Source organism: Martinezella lusitana (assembly GCF_900094565.1).
GTDB lineage: Bacteria > Pseudomonadota > Alphaproteobacteria > Rhizobiales > Rhizobiaceae > Rhizobium > Rhizobium lusitanum.
The window spans coordinates 430,637-451,528 of the sequence record NZ_FMAF01000001.1 but is presented as its reverse complement, the minus strand read 5'-3'; the positions used below and the strand labels follow the sequence as shown (position 1 = coordinate 451,528).

Below are 20,892 nucleotides of genomic sequence, written 5' to 3'. Positions count from 1 at the left end.
CGGGCCGCAGGCGAAACATACCTGCGACCCGGTTTGCTCAGTGTTCGTTCAGTCGGCGGCTCAGCTCGACTTCGCCATCGCGGCGGCCAGCTGGTCAACGTTATAACGGAACATTTTCTCGTAAGTCGGAGCCGGGCCGTTGGCCTTGGAAAGGGATTCGACGTAGAGCTCGCCGCCCGGCTCGGCGCCGGTGGCCTTTGCGACCTGCTTGACTAGGCGCGGATCGTTGGAGTTTTCGAAGAAATAGGTCTTCACATGCTCCGTCTTGATCTGCTCGATCAGCTTGGCGACATCGGCGGCAGAGGCTTCGGTTTCCGTCGAGACGCCGAGCGGCGACAGGAAGCTGACATTGTATTCGCGGCCGAAATAGCCGAAGGCGTCGTGGCTGGTCAGCACCTTGCGGCGATCGTCGGCAATTTTGTCGAACTTGCTGTGGGCATAGGCGTCGAGTTCGGTGAGCACCTTGGTGTAGCGCTCGGCATTGGCCTTGAAATCGGCAGCGTCGGCCGGATCGGCCGCGGAGAGCGCCTTTTCGATATTGGCGACCCAGACCTTCACGTTGACTGGGCTGTTCCACACATGCGGATCGGTGACCGTCTTGCCGTCATCGACCATGGTGCGGGTGTTGATGCCATCGGAGGCGACGACGGGCGTTCCCTTGTAGCCCGATGCGCTGATCAGCCGGTCCATCCAGCCTTCCAGGCCCTCGCCGCTGACGAAGGTGACCTTCGCGGCGTTGAGCCTCTTGGCATCGGCCGGCGACGGCTCGAATTCATGGGGGTCGCCGTTCGGGCCGACGAGGCTCGACACCTTCACATGGTCGCCGCCGACCTGCTTGACGACATCCGCGAGCACGGTGAAGGAAGCGACGACATCCAGCGTCTCGGCGGCGGCGGGGCGGGCGACGCCAAAGGCGACGAAGGCCACTGCAGCGGCTGAGAGGAGCAGTTTCTGTTTATTCATGCGAGTCTCCTTGTTCGGATTAGCCCCGGAGATGGGGACGGGGAAAGAACCGCCGGGCAAGGCCCGAAGGTGCGAAGAGGATGGAGAGGCCGTAGATCAGGCTTGCCGTGATGATGATGGTCGGGCCCGAGGCAAATTCGAGATGGTAGGAGGCGATGAGGCCAATATAGCCGGAAGCCGCCGCCGTCCCCGTCGCGATCACCATCATCGCGGGCAGGCTGCGCGACCAGAGCTGCGCGATCGCCGCCGGCAGCATCATCAGCCCCACGGCCATCAGCGTGCCGAGCGCCTGGAAGCTGGCGACAAGATTGAGCACGACGAGCAGCAGGAATAGGAAATGATAGACCGGTCCACGCCCGCCGACGGCCCGCAGGAAGCCCGGATCGAAGCATTCCATGACCAGCGGCCGGTAGATGACGGCAAGGGCCAGCAGCGTCACCGTCGTGATCGCGCCGATCTGGTAGAGAGCAGGGGCGTCGATCGCGAGGATCGTGCCGAAGAGCACATGCAGCAGGTCGATATTGGACCCGCGCAGCGACACGATCAGCACGCCGAGCGCCAGCGACGTCAGATAGAAGCTGGCAAAGCTCGCATCCTCCTGCAGCACCGTCATGCGGCTGACGAGGCCGGAGAGCAGCGCCACCGAAAGGCCGGCCACCAGCCCCCCGAGCCCCATGGCCGTCAGCGACAGCGAACCGGCGATGAGATAGCCGATGGCAGCACCGGGCAGCACCGCATGGCTCATGGCATCCCCCATCAGGCTCATGCGCCTGAGCATCAGGAAAACGCCGATCGGGCCGGAGCCGAGGCCGAGGCAGAGGCAGGCGATGAGCGCGCGCCGCATGAAGCCATAATCCGCGAAGGGCGCGAGGAAGATATCGTAGGCGGTCATTCGGCCGGCTCCCGCTTTGCGAGACCACCTTCGGCAAGCTCATCATCCGGCAGGCAGGCTTCGGCCTCCTCGTCCCAGCGCTCGGCCATGGCCCGCGCCCTGATGAGGTTGGCGGGGCTCATCACGTCCTGCGTGTCGCCCCATCCCACAAGCTCGCGGGCAATCAGCATCGTCTCGGGAAAGTGAGCGCGCACCTGATCGAAATCATGCAGAACGGCGATGACGGTGCGCCCTTCGTTGTTCCATCGCAGAACGAGGTCGAGCAGATCGCGCGTCGTGCGCTGGTCGATGGCGGTAAAAGGTTCGTCCAGCAGGATGACGCGCGCGTCCTGCAGCAGCAGTCTCGCGAAGAGCACGCGCTGGAATTGGCCGGCCGAGAGCGAGCCGATATGTCTGTTCTCGAAACCGGAAAGCCCGACGACCGAAAGCGCATCGCGCGCCCGCTCCGCATCCTGGCGCGAGAAGCGGCCGAATGCGCCGGCATTCTTCCAGGCACCGAGCATGATCGTGTCGGCGACCGAGATCGGAAAGCGGCGGTTGATATCGGCGGCCTGCGGCAGGTAGCCGAAATCGTTGCGCGTCAGCGCCCCGCGATCGATCGACCCTCCCGCCGGCCTGAGTTCACCGACGATGGCTTTCAAGAGCGTCGATTTACCCGCACCATTCGGCCCGGCGATGGCCGTGAGGCTACCGGTCCGGAAGGCGCCGGAAATGTGGTGCACGGCGGGATGACGCTCGTAGGTGACGGTAAGATTGTCGAGACGGATCAGATCGCTCATGCCAAGGCCACCGCCCAGCCGATGGCCGCCCAGAGTACCGCTATGCCGACCGCGACATAGGCAAGGCGCACAAGAGCGGAACGCCCCATCAGGGAGGACGCGAAGGGGTTGTGGTCGAAAGGCATGTGGGGGCTTTCATTTATGTAATAACATTACGTGTTGTAGCCGGGAGAATATGGCGAAAAAGAGGCGTGGGCTGGATTACCTGCCGATTGCTACGAACGATATTGGAATATCTGTCAGCCAATGCCGTTGGCTCCCAATCGCCATAGCGATTGCTACAAAGTTATCCTGCCGCGATATTGAGATCTGGAGAATGCTGGACAGGGCTGGAAGAGGAGGCTGTCTTGAAATTGCGGCTGGAGCTATTTGTTACCGACGTTCAGGCATCGATAGAATTCTATCGCCGGGTGCTGAATTTCCAGGTGATTGGTCAGGCAAGCGCGGACTATACGATGCTCACGAATGGCGAGGCGGCCATTTCTGTCAACAAGCGGGAGGCCCTCGGACACGATCATCCCCTTCGAGCCACCGATGGAGAGCGGCTCGGCCTCGGCGTCGAAATCGTATTGAACGTTGCGGACATAGAGGGCTTCTATGAGACCATCAGAACGCGTGGTCACCCGGTATCCGAGCTTGTCCTGCAACCATGGGGTCTACGCGATTTTCGCATCATAGATCCGGATGGCTATTATATCCGGGTGACAAGCAGACATAGGGCATAGAAATGGGAACACTTGGGCATACCCAAGTATTCCCGGTTCAGTCTGGAGCGGCAGTCATACGACCAGCCCCCTCAATCCGTCGAAATCTCAAAGCTGCTCGATCATCGCGGCAGCACCCGAAACCGTGGCCTGGCCGGGGCTTTCCTCGATGTTCAGCGACTTCACCACGCCGTCTTCCACCAGCATGGAATAGCGCTTGGAGCGGATGCCGAGGCCACCGGCGGAGAGGTCGACTTCGAGGCCGAGCGCCTTGGCGAAGGAGCCGTCCCAGTCGGCGAGGAAGTGGATCTTGCCCATGCCGCCGGATGATTGCGCCCAGGCGCCCATCACATGCCAGTCGTTGACCGAGATGACGGCGATATCATCGACGCCCTTGGCGAGAATGGCGTCCCGGTTTTCGAGATAGCCAGGCAGATGGTTGAGCGAGCAGGTGGGCGTGAATGCGCCCGGAACGGCGAAAAGCACGACGCGCTTGCCGGCAAAAAGCTGCTCGGTGCTGATCTCGACCGGGCCGTCGGCGGTCTTTTCCTTGAAAGTGGCGGCGGGCAGTTTATCGCCGATTGCAATGGTCATGGCTCTCTCCTTGGGGCGCGATCTCGGGGGCGTTTGAACGGCCGCCGATTGGATAGGGATTGTTGGGCGAACTATAGATCGGAGCTATTCGAACGCAAGCGTGGTTTCCATGGCGCGATCGCCGTCGACGACGAGGACACCCCAGGTCTTGCCCTTGATATCGTAATTCTTCGGCAGCTTGGCGATTGCGATATCGGCCGAGTAGGCGGTGCCTTCCCGCTTCGCATTCGCTTGCTGGAAAAACACGTAGCCCGTCGGCCCGGTGACATAGATCGCCGGATTTTCTCCGGTCGCGTCAGGCAGGGTGAGGTGCAGCGAAAGGTTTTTCGCATCCGCGGAAAGGCTGTGGCTCTCAAGGGCGAAATCAGAGGATGGAGCCTGCGGCAGGGAGGCCTTGGCTGCGTCCAGCAGTGCCAGTTCATGCGCCGTCGGCTGTTCGCTCGTCGGCAGCGCCAGCGAATACTCAGCCTGGAATGGAATGCAGATCTCCTTGCAGAAACCGATGAAGGCGGTCAATTCCAGTTTTGCCGGCGTCTTGCCCTCGATGGTGAAATCGAGCGGCAATGTCACCGGCGCGTCATAGCCGATTTCCTGTATGGCGCCGACCGTGATCCTTTTCGGGATCGGATAGCCGGTCTTCTCCAGCTTTATTCCGCTATTGGGGGCCAGCGTTACCTGTGGCGGGATGCCGCTCTGGCCCGGTTCGCGCCAATAGGTGATCCAGCCGGGCTGTGGTTCGATCTGCAGCGCGGCGCGGATATGCCCTTCGGCGTCCGGTGCCAGCGCAACCAGGCGCATGCGGCCGCCCTGATTGTCCACCCAATCAGTCGTTGCAGCGAAAGCGGCGGTACCGATGCACAGGATGGCGGCAAGCGTTTCGGCAAGAAGCGTTGGCAGGCGGGGGAGGGTAACTGTTCCAATCATGAGAGCAGGATTTAGCGGATTGGCTGGCCCGGAGCCAGCGCGGCTTAAAAAAGAAATGATCATTTTCAGTTGATTGATTTATGACATTGCCCCATCTTCTTTTTTAGCGGTGCAGTTATGGACTGCGGTCAGGAGGCACAATGTCCCTATCGACGCTGAAGAATAGACGCGAAAGAGGTTTTCTCGACGGCCAGTTCCTGATCGCCATGCCGGGCATGGAGGACCGGAACTTCAACCGGACGGTTATTTATATTTGCGCTCATTCCGATGCCGGGGCCATGGGCTTCGTCATCAACCGGGGCCAGAAGCTGACCTTCACGGATGTCCTTTTGCATCTCGATATGATCAAGGACGACGACGCCATCGTTCTCCCGCCCGTCGCGCGCGATTTCCCCATCCAGACCGGGGGACCGGTCGAAAGCGGCCGCGGCTTCGTCCTGCATTCCGACGACTATATCAGCGACAGCAGTATTCCGGTCAGCGACGATATCAGCCTGACGGCGACGCTGGATATCGTGCGGGCCATCTCCAAGGGAAGCGGCCCCAAACGCGCCACCATGCTGCTCGGTTACGCCGGCTGGGGCGCCGGCCAATTGGAGGCCGAGATCGGCAATAACGGCTGGCTGAACTGCCCCGCCGAAGAGGAATTGATCTTCGACCGAAGCCTCGACGACAAGTACGAGCGCGCCTTGGCTTTGATGGGTATCAACCCCGCAATGCTGTCGCCGCATGCGGGGCATGGCTGAGGCGAACTGCATTATATTGGAACGAAGTAACGCCCGTGACGTTTTCATGGCAGGGCAACGGCAATAACGCTGTGCCAATTATGGAGGTGTTAGACATGGGTAGCACGACCGACAAGGTATCCGGCAAGGTCAACGAAGTGGCCGGCAAGGCCAAGCAGATGGCCGGCAAGGCCACGAACGACAAGGAACTGCGCGCAAAAGGCGCGGCCCAGGAAGCCAAGGGCAAGGTGCAGGGCGCCATCGGCAAGGCCAAGGATAAGGTCAAGGGTGCAGTGGATCGGATGTAATCCGGCTGCTCGCCAATTTCAGGTCGCTGTGCAATCTGAGATAGTGCCGCAGAAGCGGCCCGCTAAGTAGAGCCTGTCTCGGAGACGCGACGGGCTCTTTCGTGTCGATGGGACGTTATTTCGAAGAGGGTTTCCATGCGGCTTTTCACTTGCGACCATTGCGGCCAGCCGGTGCATTTCGACAACAGGCAGTGTGTCCGCTGCGGTCATCAGCTCGGATTCGTCCCGGATCGGCTGGCCATATATGCGCTGGAGGCCGAGGAAGGAGCGAATTGGCATCTGGTCGCCGAGCCATCGAGCCACGTCCGTTTCTGCGCCAACGCCGAACTCGATATCTGCAATTGGCTTGTCGATGCGGACGACCCGCAGCCATTCTGCACAGCCTGTCGTCACAACCGCCTGGTGCCCAACACGGATACCCAACAGGGCATAGACCGCTGGCGGCGCATCGGTCAGGCCGAGCGGCATCTGTTCTATTCGTTGTTGCGCTGGAACCTGCCGCATCCTGATCGACAACAGGATCCTGTGGGCGGGCTGGTGTTCGACTTCCTCGAAGATGAGGTGCAGGGCAGCAATGTCGTGCCCGCCAGGACCGGCCATGAAGAGGGGCTGATCGCTATTCGTGCCGCCGAAGCCGACGACGTGACGCGCGAACAGGCGCGCGCCTCCATGAACGAGCCATACCGCACGCTGCTCGGCCATTTCCGCCACGAGACCGGCCACTTCATCTGGAACAAGCTCGTGCGCGACCGCGGCCGGTTCGATGTTTTCCGCACCGTCTTCGGAGACGAGAGAGCGGATTACGGCATGGCGCTTCAGTCTCACTATGACAATGGCCCGCCGCCGAACTGGCACGAAAACTTCATCAGTGCCTATGCCAGCGCCCATCCCTGGGAAGATTTTGCGGAATGCTTTGCGCATTACCTGCACATCGTCGATACGCTGGAAACCGCGCGCTCCTTCGGTTTGGCGGTCGACCCCTTTGGTTATCACGAGATGGCGGCGGAGGTGGATTTCAATCCCTATAGAGCCGAAAGCGCCGACCAGCTCGTCAGCGCCTGGATCCCCTTGAGCGTCGCGATCAACGCCATTCAGCGCAGCATGGGGCAGCCGGACTCCTATCCCTTCATCCTGTCGCCGCCGGTGGTGGCGAAGCTGGACTATGTCCGCACCCTAATCAACGACGCCTGATCCGCCACCCAGCCGGGGAGGGGAAGGTCTATGCACGCTTCGTCAGAGGAAAGCGTTCCTTCAACAGCCTGATCACGGAATCCGTGCCCATCGGCGGCCCGAAGATGAAGCTCTGACCGTAGGTGCAGCCGATCTTGGCGAGCTCCAGCGCATCCTCTTCGGATTCGATTCCCTCGGCGACGACGCGCATGTTGAGTTCGCGCGCCATGGAAATGACGGAACGCAGAAGGATGGCCTTCTTGTCGCTCTCGTCGCGGACCATCGCCTTGTCGAGCTTGATCATGTCGAAGGGGAAGCGGGTAAGGTAGGCGAGCGAGGAATAGCCGGTGCCGAAATCGTCGAGCGCCAGGCCGATGCCGGCTTCGCGCAGCTTGTCGAGCACGAGCCGCGCCTGCTCCGGGTTCTCCATCACCTGCGATTCCGTCAGCTCGAGCTTGATGCGGCTCGGATCGCAATGGGTCTTGGCGAGCAGGGCACGGATATCGTCGTAGAGCTCGTTGTTGAGCAGCTGCACGCTGGAGAGATTGATGGATACGAAGAGCGGCAGGTCGCCGGTCTGTCGCTGCCAAGCCATCAGATCGTTGGTCGCCTGCTCCAGCGCGAACATGCCGAGCGGACCGATAATGTCCGAGGCCTCGGCGATGGGGATGAATTCCGTTGGCGGAATATTGCCGCGCTTCGGATGTTCCCAGCGCATCAGCGCCTCGAAGCCGGCCACCTCGGCGTCTTCAAGCCGCACGATCGGTTGATAGACCAGCGAGAGTTCCTTGCGTTCGACGGCGCGGCGCAGGTCTGTTTCGAGCTGCAGACGGTCAGTACCGAAGCTGCGGAAGGCGGGCTGGAAGGGCTCGACGCGATTGCCGCCGGCGCGCTTGGCGCGGTACATGGCAAGCTCGGCGTCGCTGAGCATGCCGGGCGCATTTTCCTGCTGGTCGACCCAGGACGTCAGCCCGACCGATGCCGTCAGGATGATCTCGCGATTGGCGAAGTTGATCGGCACCATGATCGCCTTGCTGATCGCGTCGGCAAAGTCGGCCACCTTGGCCGGATCGCGCTCGGAAACGAGGATCAAGCCGAACTGGTCGCCGGAAAGGCGCGCGAGCGTGTCCTGAGGCTTCAGCAGGCGGCGAAGGCGTCTCGTCAGCGCGATGAGAATATTGTCGCCCGCAGCGACGCCGAGTGTGTCGTTGACGAGCTTGTAGCGGTCGATGTCGATCACCATGACGGTCGGCCGCAGCTGGTTGCCCTCCGGCGCCAGCGTCAGAACGGCCTGCAGGCGATCGAGAAAGACCTGTCGGTTCGGCAGTCCGGTCAGATTGTCGTGCACCGCGTCGTGCAGCAGCCGCTCGATCGAATTCTTCTGCTCTGTGATATCGACGATGGTGCCGACGCAGCGAATGATCTCGCCGTTCGATCCAAGCACCGGCCGCGCGCGGATCGACAGCCAGTGGAAATGTCCGTCTTCGGCGCGGATGCGGAATTCGTGGTTCAGCCGGCCGCGACGATGTTCGAGAAGCACGTCCAGGGTCGCGCGGAAGCGGTCGCGGTCGTCGGGATGCAGCCGCGGCAGCCAGTTGCGCGCCGCGCCATGCATGGTGCCCGGCGACAGGCCGAGCTTCGTCGAGATGTCGGGCGTCGTCACCACGCGGTCGCGTGCTACATCCCAGTCCCAGACGGTGTCGCCGGAGCCGGTAAGCGCTAGGGATTGCCGTTCGAGATCCGAGAACAGGCCCTGCTGGAATGCGCCGCCGGCAAAGGCATGCTGCATGACCGTGAAGCCTATCAGCAGGACGATCAGCACGAGGCCGCCGCCGAGTGCTGGCTGGATGATGTCGTTGTCGAGCTTGCCCGTCACCGTCATCCAGGCGCCGAACAGCCAGACGAGGATCAGCGCCCAGGCAGGCACCAGCAGGATGGCGCGGTCATAGCGGCTGAAGCCCAGATAGATGATGAGCAGCAGACCCGCAGTCGCAGTCAGTGCCAGCGACAACCGGGCGATGCCGGCCGCGATCGACGGATCGTAGATCGCCACGCCGAAGAGCAGGGCGAGGCCAAGGACCCAGGCGAGCGTGACGTAGCCCAGGTGCGCATGCCAGCGATTGAGGTTGAGATAGGTGAACAGGAAGATCACCAGGCTTGAAGCGAGCGCCACCTCCGCACAGGCGCGCCATATTCGCTGATCGCTTGACGTGATCATGATGAGCTTGCCGAGGAAGCCGAAATCCACACAGATATAGCCGAGCACCGCCCAGGCGAGCGCTGCCGTTGCCGGCAGCATCGAGGTGCCCTTGACGACAAAGAGAATGGTCAGGAACACCGCCAGCAGGCCGGCAATGCCGAGCACGATGCCACGATAGAGCGTGAAGGCGTTGACCGTATCCTTGTAGGCGTTGGGTTCCCAGAGATAGAGCTGCGGCAGGTTCGGAGACGAGAGTTCGGCAACGAAGGTGACGACGGCGCCGGGGTTCAGCGTGATGCGGAACACATCGGCCTCGTCGCTCGGTTGCCGGTCGAGCGCAAAGCCTTCGCTCGGCGTGATCGCGACGATGCGCTGCGAGCCGAGGTCCGGCCAGAAGACCTTCGAATTCACCAGGCGGAAATGCGGGGCGACGATGACGCGTTCCAGCTGCTCTTCGGAAACATTGGCGAGCGCGAAAACGGCCCAGTCGCCCTGATGGTTCGGTGAGGAGGATCGTACCTCAATCCGGCGCCGGATGCCGTCGGCGCCGGCGGCCGTTGAGACCTGAAAGGCCTCGCCCTGGTTGGTATAGATCTCCGTTGTTGCCGTCAGGTCGAGGGCTGTGTCGTCGCGGGAAATCTTCACGGGCTCGGCTGCGTGCGCCATGCCGGCAAACAGGAGCAGCATGGTGGCCGCGAGCGTTGCGAGCAGCGCGCAGAGCCGCTTGGCGGTCGGCATTGCTGGCATCAATCCGGTGGTCATCGCTGGTCGTATTTTCGGTTCGGGTCGGCATCCGCTGCCAACCTTGAAAACATGACATGGTCGCGCCACTGACCGTTGATTTTTAGATACCCGCGCAAATGACCTTCTCGCTGGAAACCGGCCTTTTCCAAAAGCCGCATGCTACGCTCGTTATCCGGAATACAGGCTGCTTCAATACGGTGCAACTCAAGTCCGGAAAAGATATAGGGTATAACCAACTGAAGTGCGGCGAACATATGACCCTGACCGGAATAGCGCTCGCCCATCCAGTATCCGATCATGCAGCTCTGCGCAGCACCGCGGCGAATGTATCCGATCGTTATGCCTCCGACCAACGTCATGTTTTCCCTAAGGAAAATGAATAACGGTATGGCCTGGCCGGAACTATATTCCTGCTTGCCCCTGATGATGCGCGCCCGGTAGGCGCCTTCGGTCAGCTCGTCATGCCGCCAGGTCGGTTCCCAAGGCTCCAGGAAGCGGCGGCTTTCGGCTCTCAGCCTGTGCCATTGATTGAAATCGGAGTAACGCGGCAGGCGCAGCAAATATTGGTCGTTTTCGAGTTCAACCGCGTCCGGATGACGTGAGAGAAACCGAAAGACAGATTTTTGCATGCCGCCAAGCACTCCCCCGAGAATTGAACCCATCGGCCCGCGGCGTGGCCTTAGCCGCTCGCGCTTCTGGAGGCGGGCGCCGGCGACGACAGCGACAGCGACATGACGATGTCTTCCATCGGTGCAAGCTGTTCCAGCGGCCCGATCGCCGAAAGCGTCGGTACTGTATCGAAGAACAGGCGGCCGGCAAGATCCGTCAGCCGGTCGATGGTGATGCCCTCCAGGCGCTCCAGCATCTCCTGGTTCGGGATCGGGCGGCCATAAAGCATCATCTGCCGGGCGACCTGGCCGGCACGGGCAGCAGGACTTTCCTGGCCCATCAACAGCTGCGCGCGGATCTGGGCGCGGGCACGCTCAATTTCCTGCTGCTGGATGTCGTGTGAGGACTTATGGAGCTCTTTCACGATGACGGGCAGCAGCTCCGGCAGGTTCTCGCCGCCGGTGGCGGCGTGGATTCCGAAGATGCCGGTATCGGAGAAGCCCCAGTGAAATGCGTAGACCGAATAGCAGAGACCCCGGAATTCGCGCACCTCCTGGAAGAGACGCGAGGACATGCCCCCGCCGAGGATATTGGCAAGGATCTGCGAACAGTAGAAGTCGCGCGTGTGGTAGGCACGCCCCTCGAAGCCCAGGAGGATCTGCGCATCCATCAGGTCGCGCGTTTCGCGGATGTTGCCGCCGATATAGCGAGCCGGCTCGATGACGGGCGAAGTGGAGGGTTTGGTCGGCAGGCTGGAGAAGCGCTCTTCCACCTGACGCACGAAGCTTTCATGATCGACCGCACCGGCCGCCACGACAAACATGCGATCGGTCGTGTAGTTGCGGTCCAGATAGTGACGAATCTGCTCTGGCGAAAAGGAGACGACGGTTTCCGGCGTACCGAGAATTGCGCGGCCGAGCGTCTGGCCGCGATAGGCGACCTCGGAGAACTTGTCGAAGACCACGTCGTCGGGCGTGTCGTTCGCCGCATTGATTTCCTGCAGGATAACCTGCTTTTCGCGGGCCAGCTCCTCCTCTTCGAAGGCGGACTCCGTCAGGATGTCGGCAAGAATATCGACTGCGAGCGGCACATGGTCCTTCAGCACGCGTGCATAATAGGAGGTCGTTTCGGTCGAGGTAGCGGCATTGACTTCGCCGCCGACATTCTCGATCTCCTCGGCGATCTGCCGCGCGGAACGCCGCGCCGTACCCTTGAACGCCATATGCTCGAGCAGATGCGCGATCCCGTGTTCCGCTTCGGTCTCGTTACGCGAACCCGACTTGATCCAAACGCCGAGTGCCACGCTTTCGAGGTGTGGCATCGATTGGGTTGCTACTGTCAGCCCGGACGCAAGCCGGGTGCATTCCACTGTCATCGCTTGTCTTTCCGCGTCTGTTGTTCCCCGGCCCGGGCATGCTCGCCGATAAAACTTTCCACGGCTTTAAGCTCCGGATCGAGAACGTCGAAACGCTCCTCCCTGGTCATCAGACCAGCAAGCCACGTTGGAAGCGCCGGGTCAATACCACATGCGGATTTTACTGCGGCGGGGAATTTCGCGGGATGCGCGGTGGCAAGCGTCACCATCGGGCTCGTCGACCGCTCGTTTTTCTTCGCCACGAAGACGCCGATGGCCGTGTGCGGATCGAGTAGGTAACCCGTTTCCGCCAGTGTTTTGTGGATTGTCTCTGCCACCTGCTTTTCGCTGGCACGACCGGCGCGGAAGTCCTTCTTGATGAACTTCAAGGCCTTTTCGCTGATCGAAAAGCCGCTCGATTGTTTCAGGCTTTCCATCGCGGCGCGCACCTTCGAGGCGTCACGGCCATTCGCTTCGAACAGCAGCCGCTCGAAGTTGGAGGAGATCTGGATATCCATCGACGGCGCGGTGGTTGCCTTGACGGCGCGCATCTCGTAGCGGCCGGTCTTCAGCGTGCGCGCCAGGATGTCGTTCTCGTTGGTGGCGATGACCAGGCGGTCGATCGGCAGGCCCATCCGCTTGGCGACGTAGCCGGCGAAAATATCACCGAAATTGCCCGTCGGCACGGTGAAGGAGATTTTCCGGTCCGGGCCGCCCAGCGCAACGGCCGTGGTGAAATAATAGACCACCTGCGCCATGATTCGCGCCCAGTTGATCGAGTTGACGCCGGAAAGCCTGACCTTGTCGCGGAAGCCGGCATCGTTGAACATGGCTTTGACGAGGTTCTGGCAATCATCGAAATTGCCGTTGATCGCCAGAGCATGCACATTGGCTTCGGTCGAGGTGGTCATCTGCCGCTGCTGCACCGGCGAGACCTTGCCATGCGGAAATAGAATGAAGATGTCGGTGCGCTCGCGGCCGGCAAAGGCGTCGATTGCCGCGCCGCCGGTATCGCCCGATGTGGCGCCGACGATCGTTGCCTTTTGCCCGCGCTTTTCCAGCGCATAGTCCATCAGCCGCGCGAGCAGCTGCATGGCGACATCCTTGAAGGCGAGCGTCGTGCCGTGGAACAGCTCCATGACGAAGCTGTTCGGGCCGGTCTGCACCAGCGGCGTCACCGCCGGATGACGGAAGGTGGCGTAGGCGTCGTCGATCATGCCGCGGAAGACATCGGCGGGGATTTCGCCGTTGGTGAAGGGCGACAGGACGGCGAAGGCGACGTCCTGGTAGCTCTTGCCGCGGAAGGCGCGGATCTCTTTTTTCGTCAGGGTCGGCCATTCACGGGGAACGTAGAGCCCGCCGTCACGGGCAAGGCCGGCCAGGAGGGCGTCGCAGAAGCCAAGGGCAGGGGCTTCTCCCCGCGTTGAGATATAGTCCACGGTCTAGAATTCCTTCGGTCGCAAAATTGCCTGAGTGATCGGTTGAGAGAGTAGAGGAACGAAACGACGGCGGCCTGTCTTTTTGCGTCGGATCAGCCGCGTGGTTTTCGCGTTTGCGCAAGGCGCGTGGGATCAGCGCCGGCGGGCGGCAGTTTGTGCCAATATGTCGATCTCGAAAAGTGAGCCAAAACGGTGTCTACCCAATCGATTTTTCGCTGCGTCGCTGGTATAGACCATCGCCAAGTGTCATAAAAGGCCCGTCCGACAGGCTTCAGGCCGATAATGTGAATTGTATGGAGAGGGTGGAATAATAGTGTTTGGCAGGGTTTCGCGTCGTCTTTTTTCCGCTTCGCTTCTGGCATTGCTGACTGGTTGCAGCTCTCTTGGCCTTGGCGGCAACAGTGACAAACAGCCGGGAACGGATGTTACGGTCGCACCGCAGGCGGGTACCACCGGGGCTGCTCCGCAGGTAACTGGTGGTCAGGCCTATGTCGCCGGCAAATGCCCGCAGGTTACCATCCCCGACCAGGCAGCCGTCTACCGGACTTACGCCAAGGGCGCCAAGGATGACCCGAACCAGTTGACCTATCAGGCCTCGCTGGCGGAGGCGACGCGCCAGTGCACGACCGATGGCACCAATCTCGGGATTCATGTCGCCGTGCAAGGGCGTCTGGTCGCCGGCCCGATGGGTAGCTCCGGCAAGGTGACCCTGCCGATCCATGTCGCCGTCATGGACAATGAGACCGCGCTTTACAGCAAGACCATCAACTACACGGCTGAAATTCCGCCGGGCGAGAGCACGGCCCAGTTCCTCTTCAGGGACGACGATATCAGCGTTACCGGTGGTTCAGGCGGTTTTACCATCGTCCAGGTCAGTTTCGACCAGGGGCCGCAGAAGCCTGACAAGGGTGAGAAGCCGGCACGCAAGAAGCGCCACTAAGCGCACGTCGCCTGCGCATCCGACCTGCGTCGCGATTGTGTGGGCGCATATGTCATTCGCACGAAATGAAAAAGAAAAGGCCCTGTCTCGCGGCGGGGCCTTTTCTTTGCAGCCTGCGATATCTCACAAAACGCCATCCCATTCGGCCAGGGCCATGACGATGCCAGGCAGGTCGGCCATACGGGCAATCACGGTCTCCGCGCCGGCATCGGTCAGCTTGTCGGCATGCGAGGGATAGGTATGCGAAGCACCGGTGAAGCCGATGACGCGCATGCCGGCGGCGCGCGCCGCCTGGACGCCGTGGACCGAATCCTCGACGACGATGGTATTGGCTGGGTTGGCGTTCATCTGCTCGGCGCCATGCAGGAAAATATCCGGCTTGGGCTTCACACGGTCGGCGCCGAGATCCTTGGCGGAGTAGATATGCGGCGCGAACAGCTTGAGGTAGCCGACCTTGGTGAGCATCATGTCGAGACGCGCGGAGCTGGAGTTCGAGCAGACACAGCGCGGCATCGGCAGTCGCGACAGCGCGAGCGGAACGCCGGAAATCGCCTGGACATCGTTGGCGAGCCGCAGATCCAGAAGTTTTTCCGATTTGTCGAGCAGCGATGCGGAGAGCGGGATGCTGGCCTCGCGCTCGACTTCGAACAGAATGTTGTGCCAGGTCATGCCGGCAAAGCGCTCGCCCATTTCCTCGGCACTGATCGGATAGCCTGCATCCGTCAGCAGTTTGGATTCGACGTCTGCCGCGATGATTTCCGAATCGACCAGAACGCCGTCGCAGTCGAAGATGATGAGGTCGAAGCCATTACTCATGAGAATTGCTGCCTTTGATGAGGGCTGGGTTCGGCATGTTCGGTGGAAAACCGTCAGTGTGTCGGAACATGCTCAGAAAAATGACCGTCGCGCTTTACACGATGTGCCGGCAAAGCTCAACCAATTGGCGGGCATGGCTGTGCTGCGCTGACGGAAAGGGTCGGCGGAGTTCAAAAGGCTTCATGACTTCAGCATGTCGCTCGACAATCCGTAAGCCCGGCTTTAAGGATCGGCCATGGCCAAGGAGCGTCACGACACCATTGCCAGCCGCATCAGCCGGGTGCTTGCCGACCGCATCATCCGTGGTGAGATCGCGCCCGATGCGCGGCTGCGGCAGGATCACATCGCCGAGGAGTTCGGCACCAGCCATGTGCCGGTGCGCGAGGCATTCCGGCGGCTGGAAGCGCAGGGCCTGGCGATCAACTTGCCGCGTCGCGGCGTTCGCGTCGCCTCCTTCGATCTCAAGGAGGTTCGCGAAGTCGCCGAAATGCGCGCGGCACTCGAGGGTCTCGCCTTGAAGCATGCGGCGCAGCACCTGACGCCTGCCATTCTGGATGCCGCCGAGGAGGCGACGCGGGAAGGCGATGCCGCCGGCGATGTCCATGCCTGGGAAGAGGCCAATCGCCGCTTCCATCGTCTCATCCTGGCGCCCTGCGGCATGGTGCGCCTGCTGGCCGCCATCGACGACCTGCATGCCGCCAGCGCCCGCTTTCTCTTTTCCGCATGGCAATCCGGCTGGGAAAAGCGCACGGATCACGATCATCGCGCCATCCTGGCCGCACTCCGCCAAGGGCGCGCCGACGAGGCTGCCGCCATCCTGCAGAAGCACGTCCAATGGATCGGTCGCGCTCCCGTGCGCACTCCCTCAGGCTCGACGCGCGAGGCCTTCGCGATCGTCGGTTGAGCACTCGAAAAAATTATAGATAATTTTTGGCGGAAGCACTCGCGCGAGTCATTTTTCGATGGCAGGAGTTGGCTCATTCTATCTGATCTGCGGTACGGGACTTGGTCTAAAGCTCCGTACCTGAAGGCGGTACTACCATTTTTCTTCCCTTTGAAATCCATGCTTTCCGGGCACTCCTGCCCCAAGCAGCATAAATTTACGCATCCGCCGCTTGCCTCGATCTATAAACTCGGACATAAAATAGATGGGAATTAAAAATTATCTATAATTTCTAGAAGGAGAGCTCATGTCCCTGTTGCATCATCACGAAGAAGCCACCTTTGACCCGCTGCGCCTTGCTCAACGGTCGCTGGTCGTCAAGGCCGCCTTCGTTCTCGCCGGAACGCTGGCGCTGGCGCTCGCGTCGCAGATTTCGGTGCCGATGGTGCCTGTGCCGATCACCATGCAGACCTTTGCGATCACCATGATCGGCGCGCTCTACGGCTGGCGTCTCGGCGCGATCACTATTCTGGCGTGGCTTGGCGAAGCCATGGTCGGTTTTCCGGTTCTGGCCGGCGGCGCAGGCGGCATCGCGCCCTTCATGGGGCCTACGGTCGGCTATCTCGTCTCTTTCCCGATCATTGGCGCGCTGGTCGGCTGGCTTGCCGAGCGCGGCTGGAGCGGCGACCGCGTCGTGCGTAGTTTCCTCGCCCATCTCTCGGCCAATATCCTGTGCCTCGCGATCGGTGGCGCATGGCTTGCGGCATTGATCGGCGCTGAAAAGGGCTGGCTCTTAGGCGTCGCTCCGTTCATCCTTGGCGCCGTGCTGAAATCCGCGCTTGCGGCCGCAGTATTGAAGACCGCCCAGGTCTATAGCGGCAAGGCAAAGCTGAATTGACTGTTCGGCTTCGCGCCCACCATCTGCTCTGCATGCTGACCTTCGTCGGTGAAGGCTATACGCCGGCCTTCACCGACAATTATCGCCGCATTGCCGAGCGTCTGACAAAAGGGGAGGAGATCAAGCTGGTCTCCGGGCCTGACGATATCTGCGCACCGCTTCTGGACGAGATGGAGCCGCACTGTTTTAAGGCGTCGGTCATCGAGCGGGACGCCGCCGCTCTTGCGGACGTGGTGGCCCTGCTGGGAGAAGAGATCGAAATTGGCGCGATGCTGGTGCCCGATGCCGCCCTGCTTGCAAAACTGCGGCGGAATTTCGCCAGCGGCGAGATTCGCCACGCCTGCCTTGGTTGCGAATGGGGAGATCTCTGCAGCCGAATTGCAGCCGGCAATTTCGCCGACGTCCTGATCGGCCACGCCTAGGAGGGCTCGCCCGCCTCGATCGGAAAGAGCGCCAGAAAACGGCGCTCGCCTTCCGGCGTAAAGAAGATCGAGCGACTGTTTTCGGTTCGCCGCGCCCAGCCCTTGTCGAGGAAATTCGCAAGAAGTGCCTTGCCGAGGCTGCCGGCGAGATGGGCGCGGCGTTCACTCCAGTCCAGGCAGGATCGACAGAGCGGACGGCGGCTCGACCGCAATCCGGATATGTCTATGCCGATCGAACCAAGGTGGGTCTCGCCCTGCGCCGTCAGGCTCAGGCCTTCGCCCATGGCCGAAATCGAACCACCTTCTATCAGACTGTCGAGCATGCGCACGCCATAGTCACCGGCAAGATGATCGTAGCAGATGCGCGCCTTGCGCAGCGCCGGCTCCTTCGGGCCGGGGCGGTGGCGCAGGTGTCCGCGGCTGGCGGCAAAACCCATGATCCCTTCAAGCAGCTTGCCGACGCCATCATCCGCCAGCGCGAAATAGCGATGCCGGCCCTGCTTGCGCTGCGCCAGTAAACCACCCGCTTCGAGCTTGGAAAGATGGGCGCTTGCCGTCTGCAGCGTCACGCCGGCCGCAGCCGCCAACTCTGTTGCCGTCAGCGCGCGGCCGCCCATCAAGGCCGTCAGTATGTTTGCTCGCGCCGGATCACCGATCAACGAGCCGATCTGCGCTATGTCAGGACCTTCTTTCATACTTCGATCGTAGCCGAAGCATCTCCGTTCTTCAATGTGCGAAAACATCCGTATCAGCAAAGGAGAAAGCCATGATCACCTGTTTCATCCGCTATCAGATCGACCCCTTCAAGCAGGAGGCCTTCGCCGAATATGGCAAGGCCTGGGGCCAGATCATCCCGCGCAATGGCGCCGATCTTATCGGCTATTTCGCCCCGCACGAGGGCTCATTGACGACAGCCTACGGCGTCTACAATATCGAGAGCCTGGCCGCCTACGAGGCTTATCGCAAAAGCCTGGCCGCCGATCCGCAGGCCCAGGCGAATCACGATTTCTCCCGCCGCGAGCGTTTCATCTTGCAGGAGGATCGTATTTTCCTGAAAAATATATCCCTGCCGCATACGCCGAGGATATCGCCATGATCGCAGTCATTTTCGAAGTCGTTCCCCATCCCGATGAGCGTCAGCACTATCTCGACATAGCCGGAAAGCTGCGCGCCGAACTCGAAACGATCGAAGGTTTCATCTCCATCGAGCGCTTCGAGAGTCTCAGCCAGAGCGGCAAGATCCTGTCGCTTTCCTTCTGGCGCGACGAGGCGGCGGTCAAGGAGTGGCGCAACCGCGAAGCCCATCGCGCGGCGCAGAAGGCCGGTCGAGGAACTGTTTTTGCGGACTACCGTCTGCGTATCGCCCATGTCGTCCGCGACTACGGCATGAACGAGCGGGACGAGGCGCCGGCTGATAGCCGGGAAATTCATGATTCAGCCGAGCGAGCCGGGGCCTGATAGTCGGCCTCGGCAAAGTCAAAGCTGCTGCATGACAAGTGAGCGGATACGGTCGGCAACCGATCTGTCGGCCGGGGTATAGATGACCAAACCGAGATCGGGTCGGCCGTCGACGGCAAAGGCGGAATATTCCAGCTCGATAGGGCCAAGTTTGGGATGGCGCAGGTGCTTTAATCCTTCCCCCTGGACGTGAACGTTATTCTCAAGCCACAACGCTTCGAATTCCGAACTGACTTTGCAGAGTTCATCGACAAGCTCGCTGACTTCCGACACCGCACCGGCGCGGGCCGCATCGGCCCGAAAGGCTCCCACCACAAAACGGGCCAGGTTCTCCCAGTCATGCTGTGAAGCGCGAATGGCGGGATTGCCGAATAGCAGGCGCAGAATATTGCGTTGCTCGACGGGAAGTGTGCCATAGTCGGTCAGGACCACGGCTGCGGCGCGGTTCCACGCGACGACATCCCAGGTGGCGGTCTTGATCAAGGCGGGACTTGCGTCGAGCGAGTCCAGCAAGCGTTGCAGCCGAGGAGTGACGCCTTCGGTGGTCCTGTAACGAACCTCGGGTGGCCGCCCGAGCCCCAACATGAAAAGATGTTCGCGCTCCGGTTCGGTCAGCATCAGCCCGGTGGCGATCCGGTTCAATACGTCCGAGGAGGGAGAGCCGCCGCGACCCTGCTCCAACCATGTGTACCAGGTGGGGCTTATGTTGGCGCGTTGGGCTACCTCTTCCCTGCGCAGTCCGGGGGTGCGTCGGCGCCCCGAAAAGCCGAAAGTCGCCGGATCAAGCCGGTTGCGGCGATCCTTCAAGAAGGCTCCCAATGAGTTGCCGGTATTGATCGGCATGATGATCCTGTTAGCAATTATAATATGATGATGTCACTACTTTAACAGAATAAAGGATGGTCGGATAGTGCGTGCTCGACCAACAAGGAGACGTCATCGTGCGTATCTTTCTTACGGGTGCGACCGGCTTTATCGGTTCAGCCCTTGTTCCGGAACTTATAAACGCTGGCCATCAGGTGATCGGCATGACCCGGTCGGACGCCGGAGCGCAATCGCTGGCGGCTGCAGGCGCCGAAGTGCACAGGGGAACTCTTGAGGATCCGGAGAGCTTGCGCAGCGGCGCGGCGAAGGCGGACGGCGTGATCCACACAGCCTTCGACCACGATTTCTCAAGGTTCGTGGAAAATTGCGAAAAGGATCGACACGCCATCCGGGCGCTCGGCGCCGCACTTGCCGGCTCGGATCGGCCGCTGGTCATAACCTCCGGCACCGGCATGGGAAATCATGAGCCCGGCCAGCCCGGGACCGAAGATGTCTTCAACACCAGCCATCCCAATCCACGTATCGCTTCCGAACTGACGGGCGCTGAGCTGTTGAATGCGGGAGTGAACGTATCGGTGGTCCGATTGCCGCAGGTTCATGATACGCGCAAGCAGGGCCTCATCACGCCGTTCATCGCCATCGCTCGCGAAAAGGGCGTCGCAGCCTATATCGGCGAAGGACGCAATCGCTGGCCTGCTGCGCACCTGCTCGATGTGGCGCGTCTCTACAGGCTCGCGCTGGAAAAGCGGGAACCGGGAGCACGTTACAATGCGGTTGACGAAGAGGGCGTTGAAGTCCGCGAAATCGCGGAAGCCATTGGCCGCGGCTTGAATGTGCCGGCCGTGTCCATTTCGCGCGAGGAGGCAGCGGATTATTTTGGATGGATGTCGGCGTTTGCCGGCATGGATTTCCCCGCTTCCAGTGTTCAGACCCGGGCACGGCTCGGATGGCATCCGACCGGTCCGTCGCTGATCGCCGATCTCGACGCAATGCAATACGGTGATGTGGCTCGCTGAAGCATTGACGCCAGGCGTATGAAGGCAGGGCCGCGGATTTCCGCGTCTCTGTCGGCTCCATGTTATTGTTTTTACGCAACTCCAGGACCAGTTCGTCAAAAGCGAACGGCACGGACTCAGCTTCGATCGAAGTCGACGGCGCGGCCAAAATTGCCCAACAGATTAATCTTTGGCTGCGACTGCCGGGGACCGTCCCGATGGTCATCTGTGCCATTGGCGTTGTCGGCGC

The 20,892-nt window shown here is 61.2% G+C and carries 25 protein-coding genes; 12 read left to right on the top strand and 13 right to left on the bottom strand.

The genetic code is table 11. From position 1 onward, the window contains the following. Positions 1–60 precede the first annotated feature (60 nt). The 4 genes from GA0061101_RS02150 to GA0061101_RS40725 are packed head-to-tail and all read right to left on the bottom strand — an operon-like array spanning position 61 to position 2,759. Positions 61–963: a metal ABC transporter solute-binding protein, Zn/Mn family gene (locus tag GA0061101_RS02150; RefSeq protein ID WP_092572926.1), complete on the bottom strand. Its 903-nt coding sequence runs from the start codon at positions 961–963 to the stop codon at positions 61–63. A 19-nt stretch (positions 964–982) separates the two neighbouring features. Beyond that, complete coding sequence (locus GA0061101_RS02145; RefSeq protein ID WP_092572925.1) at positions 983–1,855, bottom strand: metal ABC transporter permease; 873 nt, start codon at positions 1,853–1,855, stop codon at positions 983–985. Further along, positions 1,852–2,634 carry a metal ABC transporter ATP-binding protein gene (locus tag GA0061101_RS02140; protein ID WP_092572924.1) on the bottom strand — a complete coding sequence of 261 codons (783 nt, stop codon included), beginning with the start codon at positions 2,632–2,634 and terminating at the stop codon, positions 1,852–1,854. The genes GA0061101_RS02145 and GA0061101_RS02140 overlap by 4 nt, the downstream gene beginning before the upstream one ends. Then, positions 2,631–2,759: a hypothetical protein gene (locus GA0061101_RS40725; RefSeq protein WP_280518117.1), complete on the bottom strand. Its 129-nt coding sequence runs from the start codon at positions 2,757–2,759 to the stop codon at positions 2,631–2,633. The genes GA0061101_RS02140 and GA0061101_RS40725 overlap by 4 nt, the downstream gene beginning before the upstream one ends. A 222-nt stretch (positions 2,760–2,981) precedes the next feature. Between GA0061101_RS40725 and GA0061101_RS02135 the strand changes: the two genes are divergently transcribed. Beyond that, complete coding sequence (locus tag GA0061101_RS02135; protein ID WP_092572923.1) at positions 2,982–3,359, top strand: VOC family protein; 378 nt, start codon at positions 2,982–2,984, stop codon at positions 3,357–3,359. Between the two features lie 87 nt (positions 3,360–3,446). Here the strand turns inward: GA0061101_RS02135 and GA0061101_RS02130 are convergent, their stop codons facing one another. After that, entirely contained in the window at positions 3,447–3,932 is a 486-nt protein-coding gene (locus GA0061101_RS02130) for a peroxiredoxin (protein ID WP_037193438.1), read from the bottom strand. Positions 3,933–4,016: 84 nt separating this feature from the next. Then, positions 4,017–4,856, bottom strand: coding sequence for a protein-disulfide reductase DsbD domain-containing protein (locus GA0061101_RS02125; RefSeq protein WP_092573022.1), 840 nt, complete (start codon positions 4,854–4,856; stop codon positions 4,017–4,019). 140 nt (positions 4,857–4,996) lie between these two features. Between GA0061101_RS02125 and GA0061101_RS02120 the strand changes: the two genes are divergently transcribed. From GA0061101_RS02120 to GA0061101_RS02110, 3 genes are all read left to right on the top strand, one after another. After that, a complete protein-coding gene (locus tag GA0061101_RS02120; RefSeq protein WP_037193441.1) occupies positions 4,997–5,602 on the top strand; it encodes a YqgE/AlgH family protein in 606 nt (201 codons plus the stop codon). A gap of 95 nt (positions 5,603–5,697) precedes the next feature. Further along, entirely contained in the window at positions 5,698–5,889 is a 192-nt protein-coding gene (locus tag GA0061101_RS02115) for a CsbD family protein (RefSeq protein WP_092572922.1), read from the top strand. Between the two features lie 135 nt (positions 5,890–6,024). After that, on the top strand, positions 6,025–7,080 hold the full coding sequence (locus GA0061101_RS02110) for a zinc-binding metallopeptidase family protein (RefSeq protein ID WP_092572921.1): 1,056 nt from the start codon (positions 6,025–6,027) through the stop codon (positions 7,078–7,080). Positions 7,081–7,108: 28 nt separating this feature from the next. On the opposite strand, the gene GA0061101_RS02105 is transcribed toward GA0061101_RS02110, so the two are convergent. The 4 genes from GA0061101_RS02105 to thrC form a co-directional block, all read right to left on the bottom strand. Beyond that, positions 7,109–9,946 (bottom strand): EAL domain-containing protein, encoded by a 2,838-nt coding sequence (locus GA0061101_RS02105; RefSeq protein WP_245297431.1) that lies wholly within the window; start codon positions 9,944–9,946, stop codon positions 7,109–7,111. Positions 9,947–10,017: 71 nt separating this feature from the next. Next, the gene (locus GA0061101_RS02100) at positions 10,018–10,632 is read right to left on the bottom strand and encodes a GNAT family N-acetyltransferase (RefSeq protein WP_034508238.1); all 615 of its coding nucleotides are present in this window, start codon (positions 10,630–10,632) and stop codon (positions 10,018–10,020) included. A 50-nt stretch (positions 10,633–10,682) separates the two neighbouring features. Next, complete coding sequence (locus GA0061101_RS02095; RefSeq protein ID WP_092572920.1) at positions 10,683–11,987, bottom strand: M16 family metallopeptidase; 1,305 nt, start codon at positions 11,985–11,987, stop codon at positions 10,683–10,685. Beyond that, a complete protein-coding gene (thrC, locus tag GA0061101_RS02090; RefSeq protein WP_092572919.1) occupies positions 11,984–13,405 on the bottom strand; it encodes a threonine synthase in 1,422 nt (473 codons plus the stop codon). The genes GA0061101_RS02095 and thrC overlap by 4 nt, the downstream gene beginning before the upstream one ends. 313 nt (positions 13,406–13,718) lie before the next feature. On the opposite strand from thrC, the gene GA0061101_RS02085 reads away from it, so the two are divergent. Further along, positions 13,719–14,345, top strand: coding sequence for a hypothetical protein (locus GA0061101_RS02085; protein WP_037193468.1), 627 nt, complete (start codon positions 13,719–13,721; stop codon positions 14,343–14,345). 123 nt (positions 14,346–14,468) lie between these two features. On the opposite strand, the gene GA0061101_RS02080 is transcribed toward GA0061101_RS02085, so the two are convergent. Further along, on the bottom strand, positions 14,469–15,161 hold the full coding sequence (locus GA0061101_RS02080; protein WP_047638876.1) for an HAD family hydrolase: 693 nt from the start codon (positions 15,159–15,161) through the stop codon (positions 14,469–14,471). Between GA0061101_RS02080 and GA0061101_RS39255 the strand changes: the two genes are divergently transcribed. From GA0061101_RS39255 to GA0061101_RS02065, 4 genes are all read left to right on the top strand, one after another. Then, positions 15,160–15,312: a hypothetical protein gene (locus GA0061101_RS39255; RefSeq protein WP_167669522.1), complete on the top strand. Its 153-nt coding sequence runs from the start codon at positions 15,160–15,162 to the stop codon at positions 15,310–15,312. The two genes, GA0061101_RS02080 and GA0061101_RS39255, sit on opposite strands and share 2 nt — an antisense overlap. 84 nt (positions 15,313–15,396) lie before the next feature. Further along, complete coding sequence (locus GA0061101_RS02075; protein ID WP_037193472.1) at positions 15,397–16,065, top strand: GntR family transcriptional regulator; 669 nt, start codon at positions 15,397–15,399, stop codon at positions 16,063–16,065. Positions 16,066–16,351: 286 nt separating this feature from the next. After that, positions 16,352–16,942, top strand: a complete 591-nt coding sequence (locus GA0061101_RS02070; RefSeq protein ID WP_037193475.1) for a biotin transporter BioY — start codon at positions 16,352–16,354, stop codon at positions 16,940–16,942. Then, complete coding sequence (locus tag GA0061101_RS02065; protein ID WP_037193478.1) at positions 16,939–17,364, top strand: DUF1284 domain-containing protein; 426 nt, start codon at positions 16,939–16,941, stop codon at positions 17,362–17,364. Before GA0061101_RS02070 ends, GA0061101_RS02065 begins: the two co-directional genes overlap by 4 nt. Here GA0061101_RS02065 and GA0061101_RS02060 read toward each other — a convergent pair. Beyond that, complete coding sequence (locus tag GA0061101_RS02060; RefSeq protein ID WP_037193480.1) at positions 17,361–18,059, bottom strand: ArsR/SmtB family transcription factor; 699 nt, start codon at positions 18,057–18,059, stop codon at positions 17,361–17,363. The genes GA0061101_RS02065 and GA0061101_RS02060 overlap by 4 nt on opposite strands. Positions 18,060–18,130: 71 nt before the next feature. On the opposite strand from GA0061101_RS02060, the gene GA0061101_RS02055 reads away from it, so the two are divergent. Both GA0061101_RS02055 and GA0061101_RS02050 read left to right on the top strand, forming a co-directional pair. Further along, on the top strand, positions 18,131–18,460 hold the full coding sequence (locus GA0061101_RS02055; protein ID WP_037193482.1) for an NIPSNAP family protein: 330 nt from the start codon (positions 18,131–18,133) through the stop codon (positions 18,458–18,460). Continuing rightward, positions 18,457–18,822, top strand: coding sequence for an antibiotic biosynthesis monooxygenase family protein (locus tag GA0061101_RS02050; protein WP_037193485.1), 366 nt, complete (start codon positions 18,457–18,459; stop codon positions 18,820–18,822). The genes GA0061101_RS02055 and GA0061101_RS02050 overlap by 4 nt, the downstream gene beginning before the upstream one ends. Before the next feature lie 18 nt (positions 18,823–18,840). Here GA0061101_RS02050 and GA0061101_RS02045 read toward each other — a convergent pair whose 3' ends face one another. After that, on the bottom strand, positions 18,841–19,665 hold the full coding sequence (locus GA0061101_RS02045; protein WP_037193487.1) for a helix-turn-helix transcriptional regulator: 825 nt from the start codon (positions 19,663–19,665) through the stop codon (positions 18,841–18,843). Between the two features lie 98 nt (positions 19,666–19,763). Between GA0061101_RS02045 and GA0061101_RS02040 the strand changes: the two genes are divergently transcribed. Continuing rightward, on the top strand, positions 19,764–20,663 hold the full coding sequence (locus GA0061101_RS02040; RefSeq protein ID WP_037194337.1) for an SDR family oxidoreductase: 900 nt from the start codon (positions 19,764–19,766) through the stop codon (positions 20,661–20,663). Positions 20,664–20,892 lie beyond the last annotated feature (229 nt).

Excerpts from the sequence above, each read along its gene's own strand:
- GA0061101_RS02150 (WP_092572926.1), bottom strand. The coding sequence starts at position 963 with ATGAATAAACAGAAACTGCTCCTCTCAGCCGCTGCAGTGGCCTTCGTC.
- GA0061101_RS02145 (WP_092572925.1), bottom strand. The coding sequence starts at position 1,855 with ATGACCGCCTACGATATCTTCCTCGCGCCCTTCGCGGATTATGGCTTC.
- GA0061101_RS02140 (WP_092572924.1), bottom strand. The coding sequence starts at position 2,634 with ATGAGCGATCTGATCCGTCTCGACAATCTTACCGTCACCTACGAGCGT.
- GA0061101_RS40725 (WP_280518117.1), bottom strand. The coding sequence starts at position 2,759 with ATGCCTTTCGACCACAACCCCTTCGCGTCCTCCCTGATGGGGCGTTCC.
- GA0061101_RS02130 (WP_037193438.1), bottom strand. The coding sequence starts at position 3,932 with ATGACCATTGCAATCGGCGATAAACTGCCCGCCGCCACTTTCAAGGAA.
- GA0061101_RS02125 (WP_092573022.1), bottom strand. The coding sequence starts at position 4,856 with ATGATTGGAACAGTTACCCTCCCCCGCCTGCCAACGCTTCTTGCCGAA.
- GA0061101_RS02120 (WP_037193441.1), top strand. The coding sequence starts at position 4,997 with ATGTCCCTATCGACGCTGAAGAATAGACGCGAAAGAGGTTTTCTCGAC.
- GA0061101_RS02115 (WP_092572922.1), top strand. The coding sequence starts at position 5,698 with ATGGGTAGCACGACCGACAAGGTATCCGGCAAGGTCAACGAAGTGGCC.
- GA0061101_RS02110 (WP_092572921.1), top strand. The coding sequence starts at position 6,025 with ATGCGGCTTTTCACTTGCGACCATTGCGGCCAGCCGGTGCATTTCGAC.
- GA0061101_RS02105 (WP_245297431.1), bottom strand. The coding sequence starts at position 9,946 with ATGCTGCTCCTGTTTGCCGGCATGGCGCACGCAGCCGAGCCCGTGAAG.
- GA0061101_RS02100 (WP_034508238.1), bottom strand. The coding sequence starts at position 10,632 with ATGCAAAAATCTGTCTTTCGGTTTCTCTCACGTCATCCGGACGCGGTT.
- GA0061101_RS02095 (WP_092572920.1), bottom strand. The coding sequence starts at position 11,987 with ATGACAGTGGAATGCACCCGGCTTGCGTCCGGGCTGACAGTAGCAACC.
- GA0061101_RS39255 (WP_167669522.1), top strand. The coding sequence starts at position 15,160 with ATGAGAATTGCTGCCTTTGATGAGGGCTGGGTTCGGCATGTTCGGTGG.
- GA0061101_RS02080 (WP_047638876.1), bottom strand. The coding sequence starts at position 15,161 with ATGAGTAATGGCTTCGACCTCATCATCTTCGACTGCGACGGCGTTCTG.
- GA0061101_RS02075 (WP_037193472.1), top strand. The coding sequence starts at position 15,397 with ATGGCCAAGGAGCGTCACGACACCATTGCCAGCCGCATCAGCCGGGTG.
- GA0061101_RS02070 (WP_037193475.1), top strand. The coding sequence starts at position 16,352 with ATGTCCCTGTTGCATCATCACGAAGAAGCCACCTTTGACCCGCTGCGC.
- GA0061101_RS02060 (WP_037193480.1), bottom strand. The coding sequence starts at position 18,059 with ATGAAAGAAGGTCCTGACATAGCGCAGATCGGCTCGTTGATCGGTGAT.
- GA0061101_RS02055 (WP_037193482.1), top strand. The coding sequence starts at position 18,131 with ATGATCACCTGTTTCATCCGCTATCAGATCGACCCCTTCAAGCAGGAG.
- GA0061101_RS02050 (WP_037193485.1), top strand. The coding sequence starts at position 18,457 with ATGATCGCAGTCATTTTCGAAGTCGTTCCCCATCCCGATGAGCGTCAG.
- GA0061101_RS02045 (WP_037193487.1), bottom strand. The coding sequence starts at position 19,665 with ATGCCGATCAATACCGGCAACTCATTGGGAGCCTTCTTGAAGGATCGC.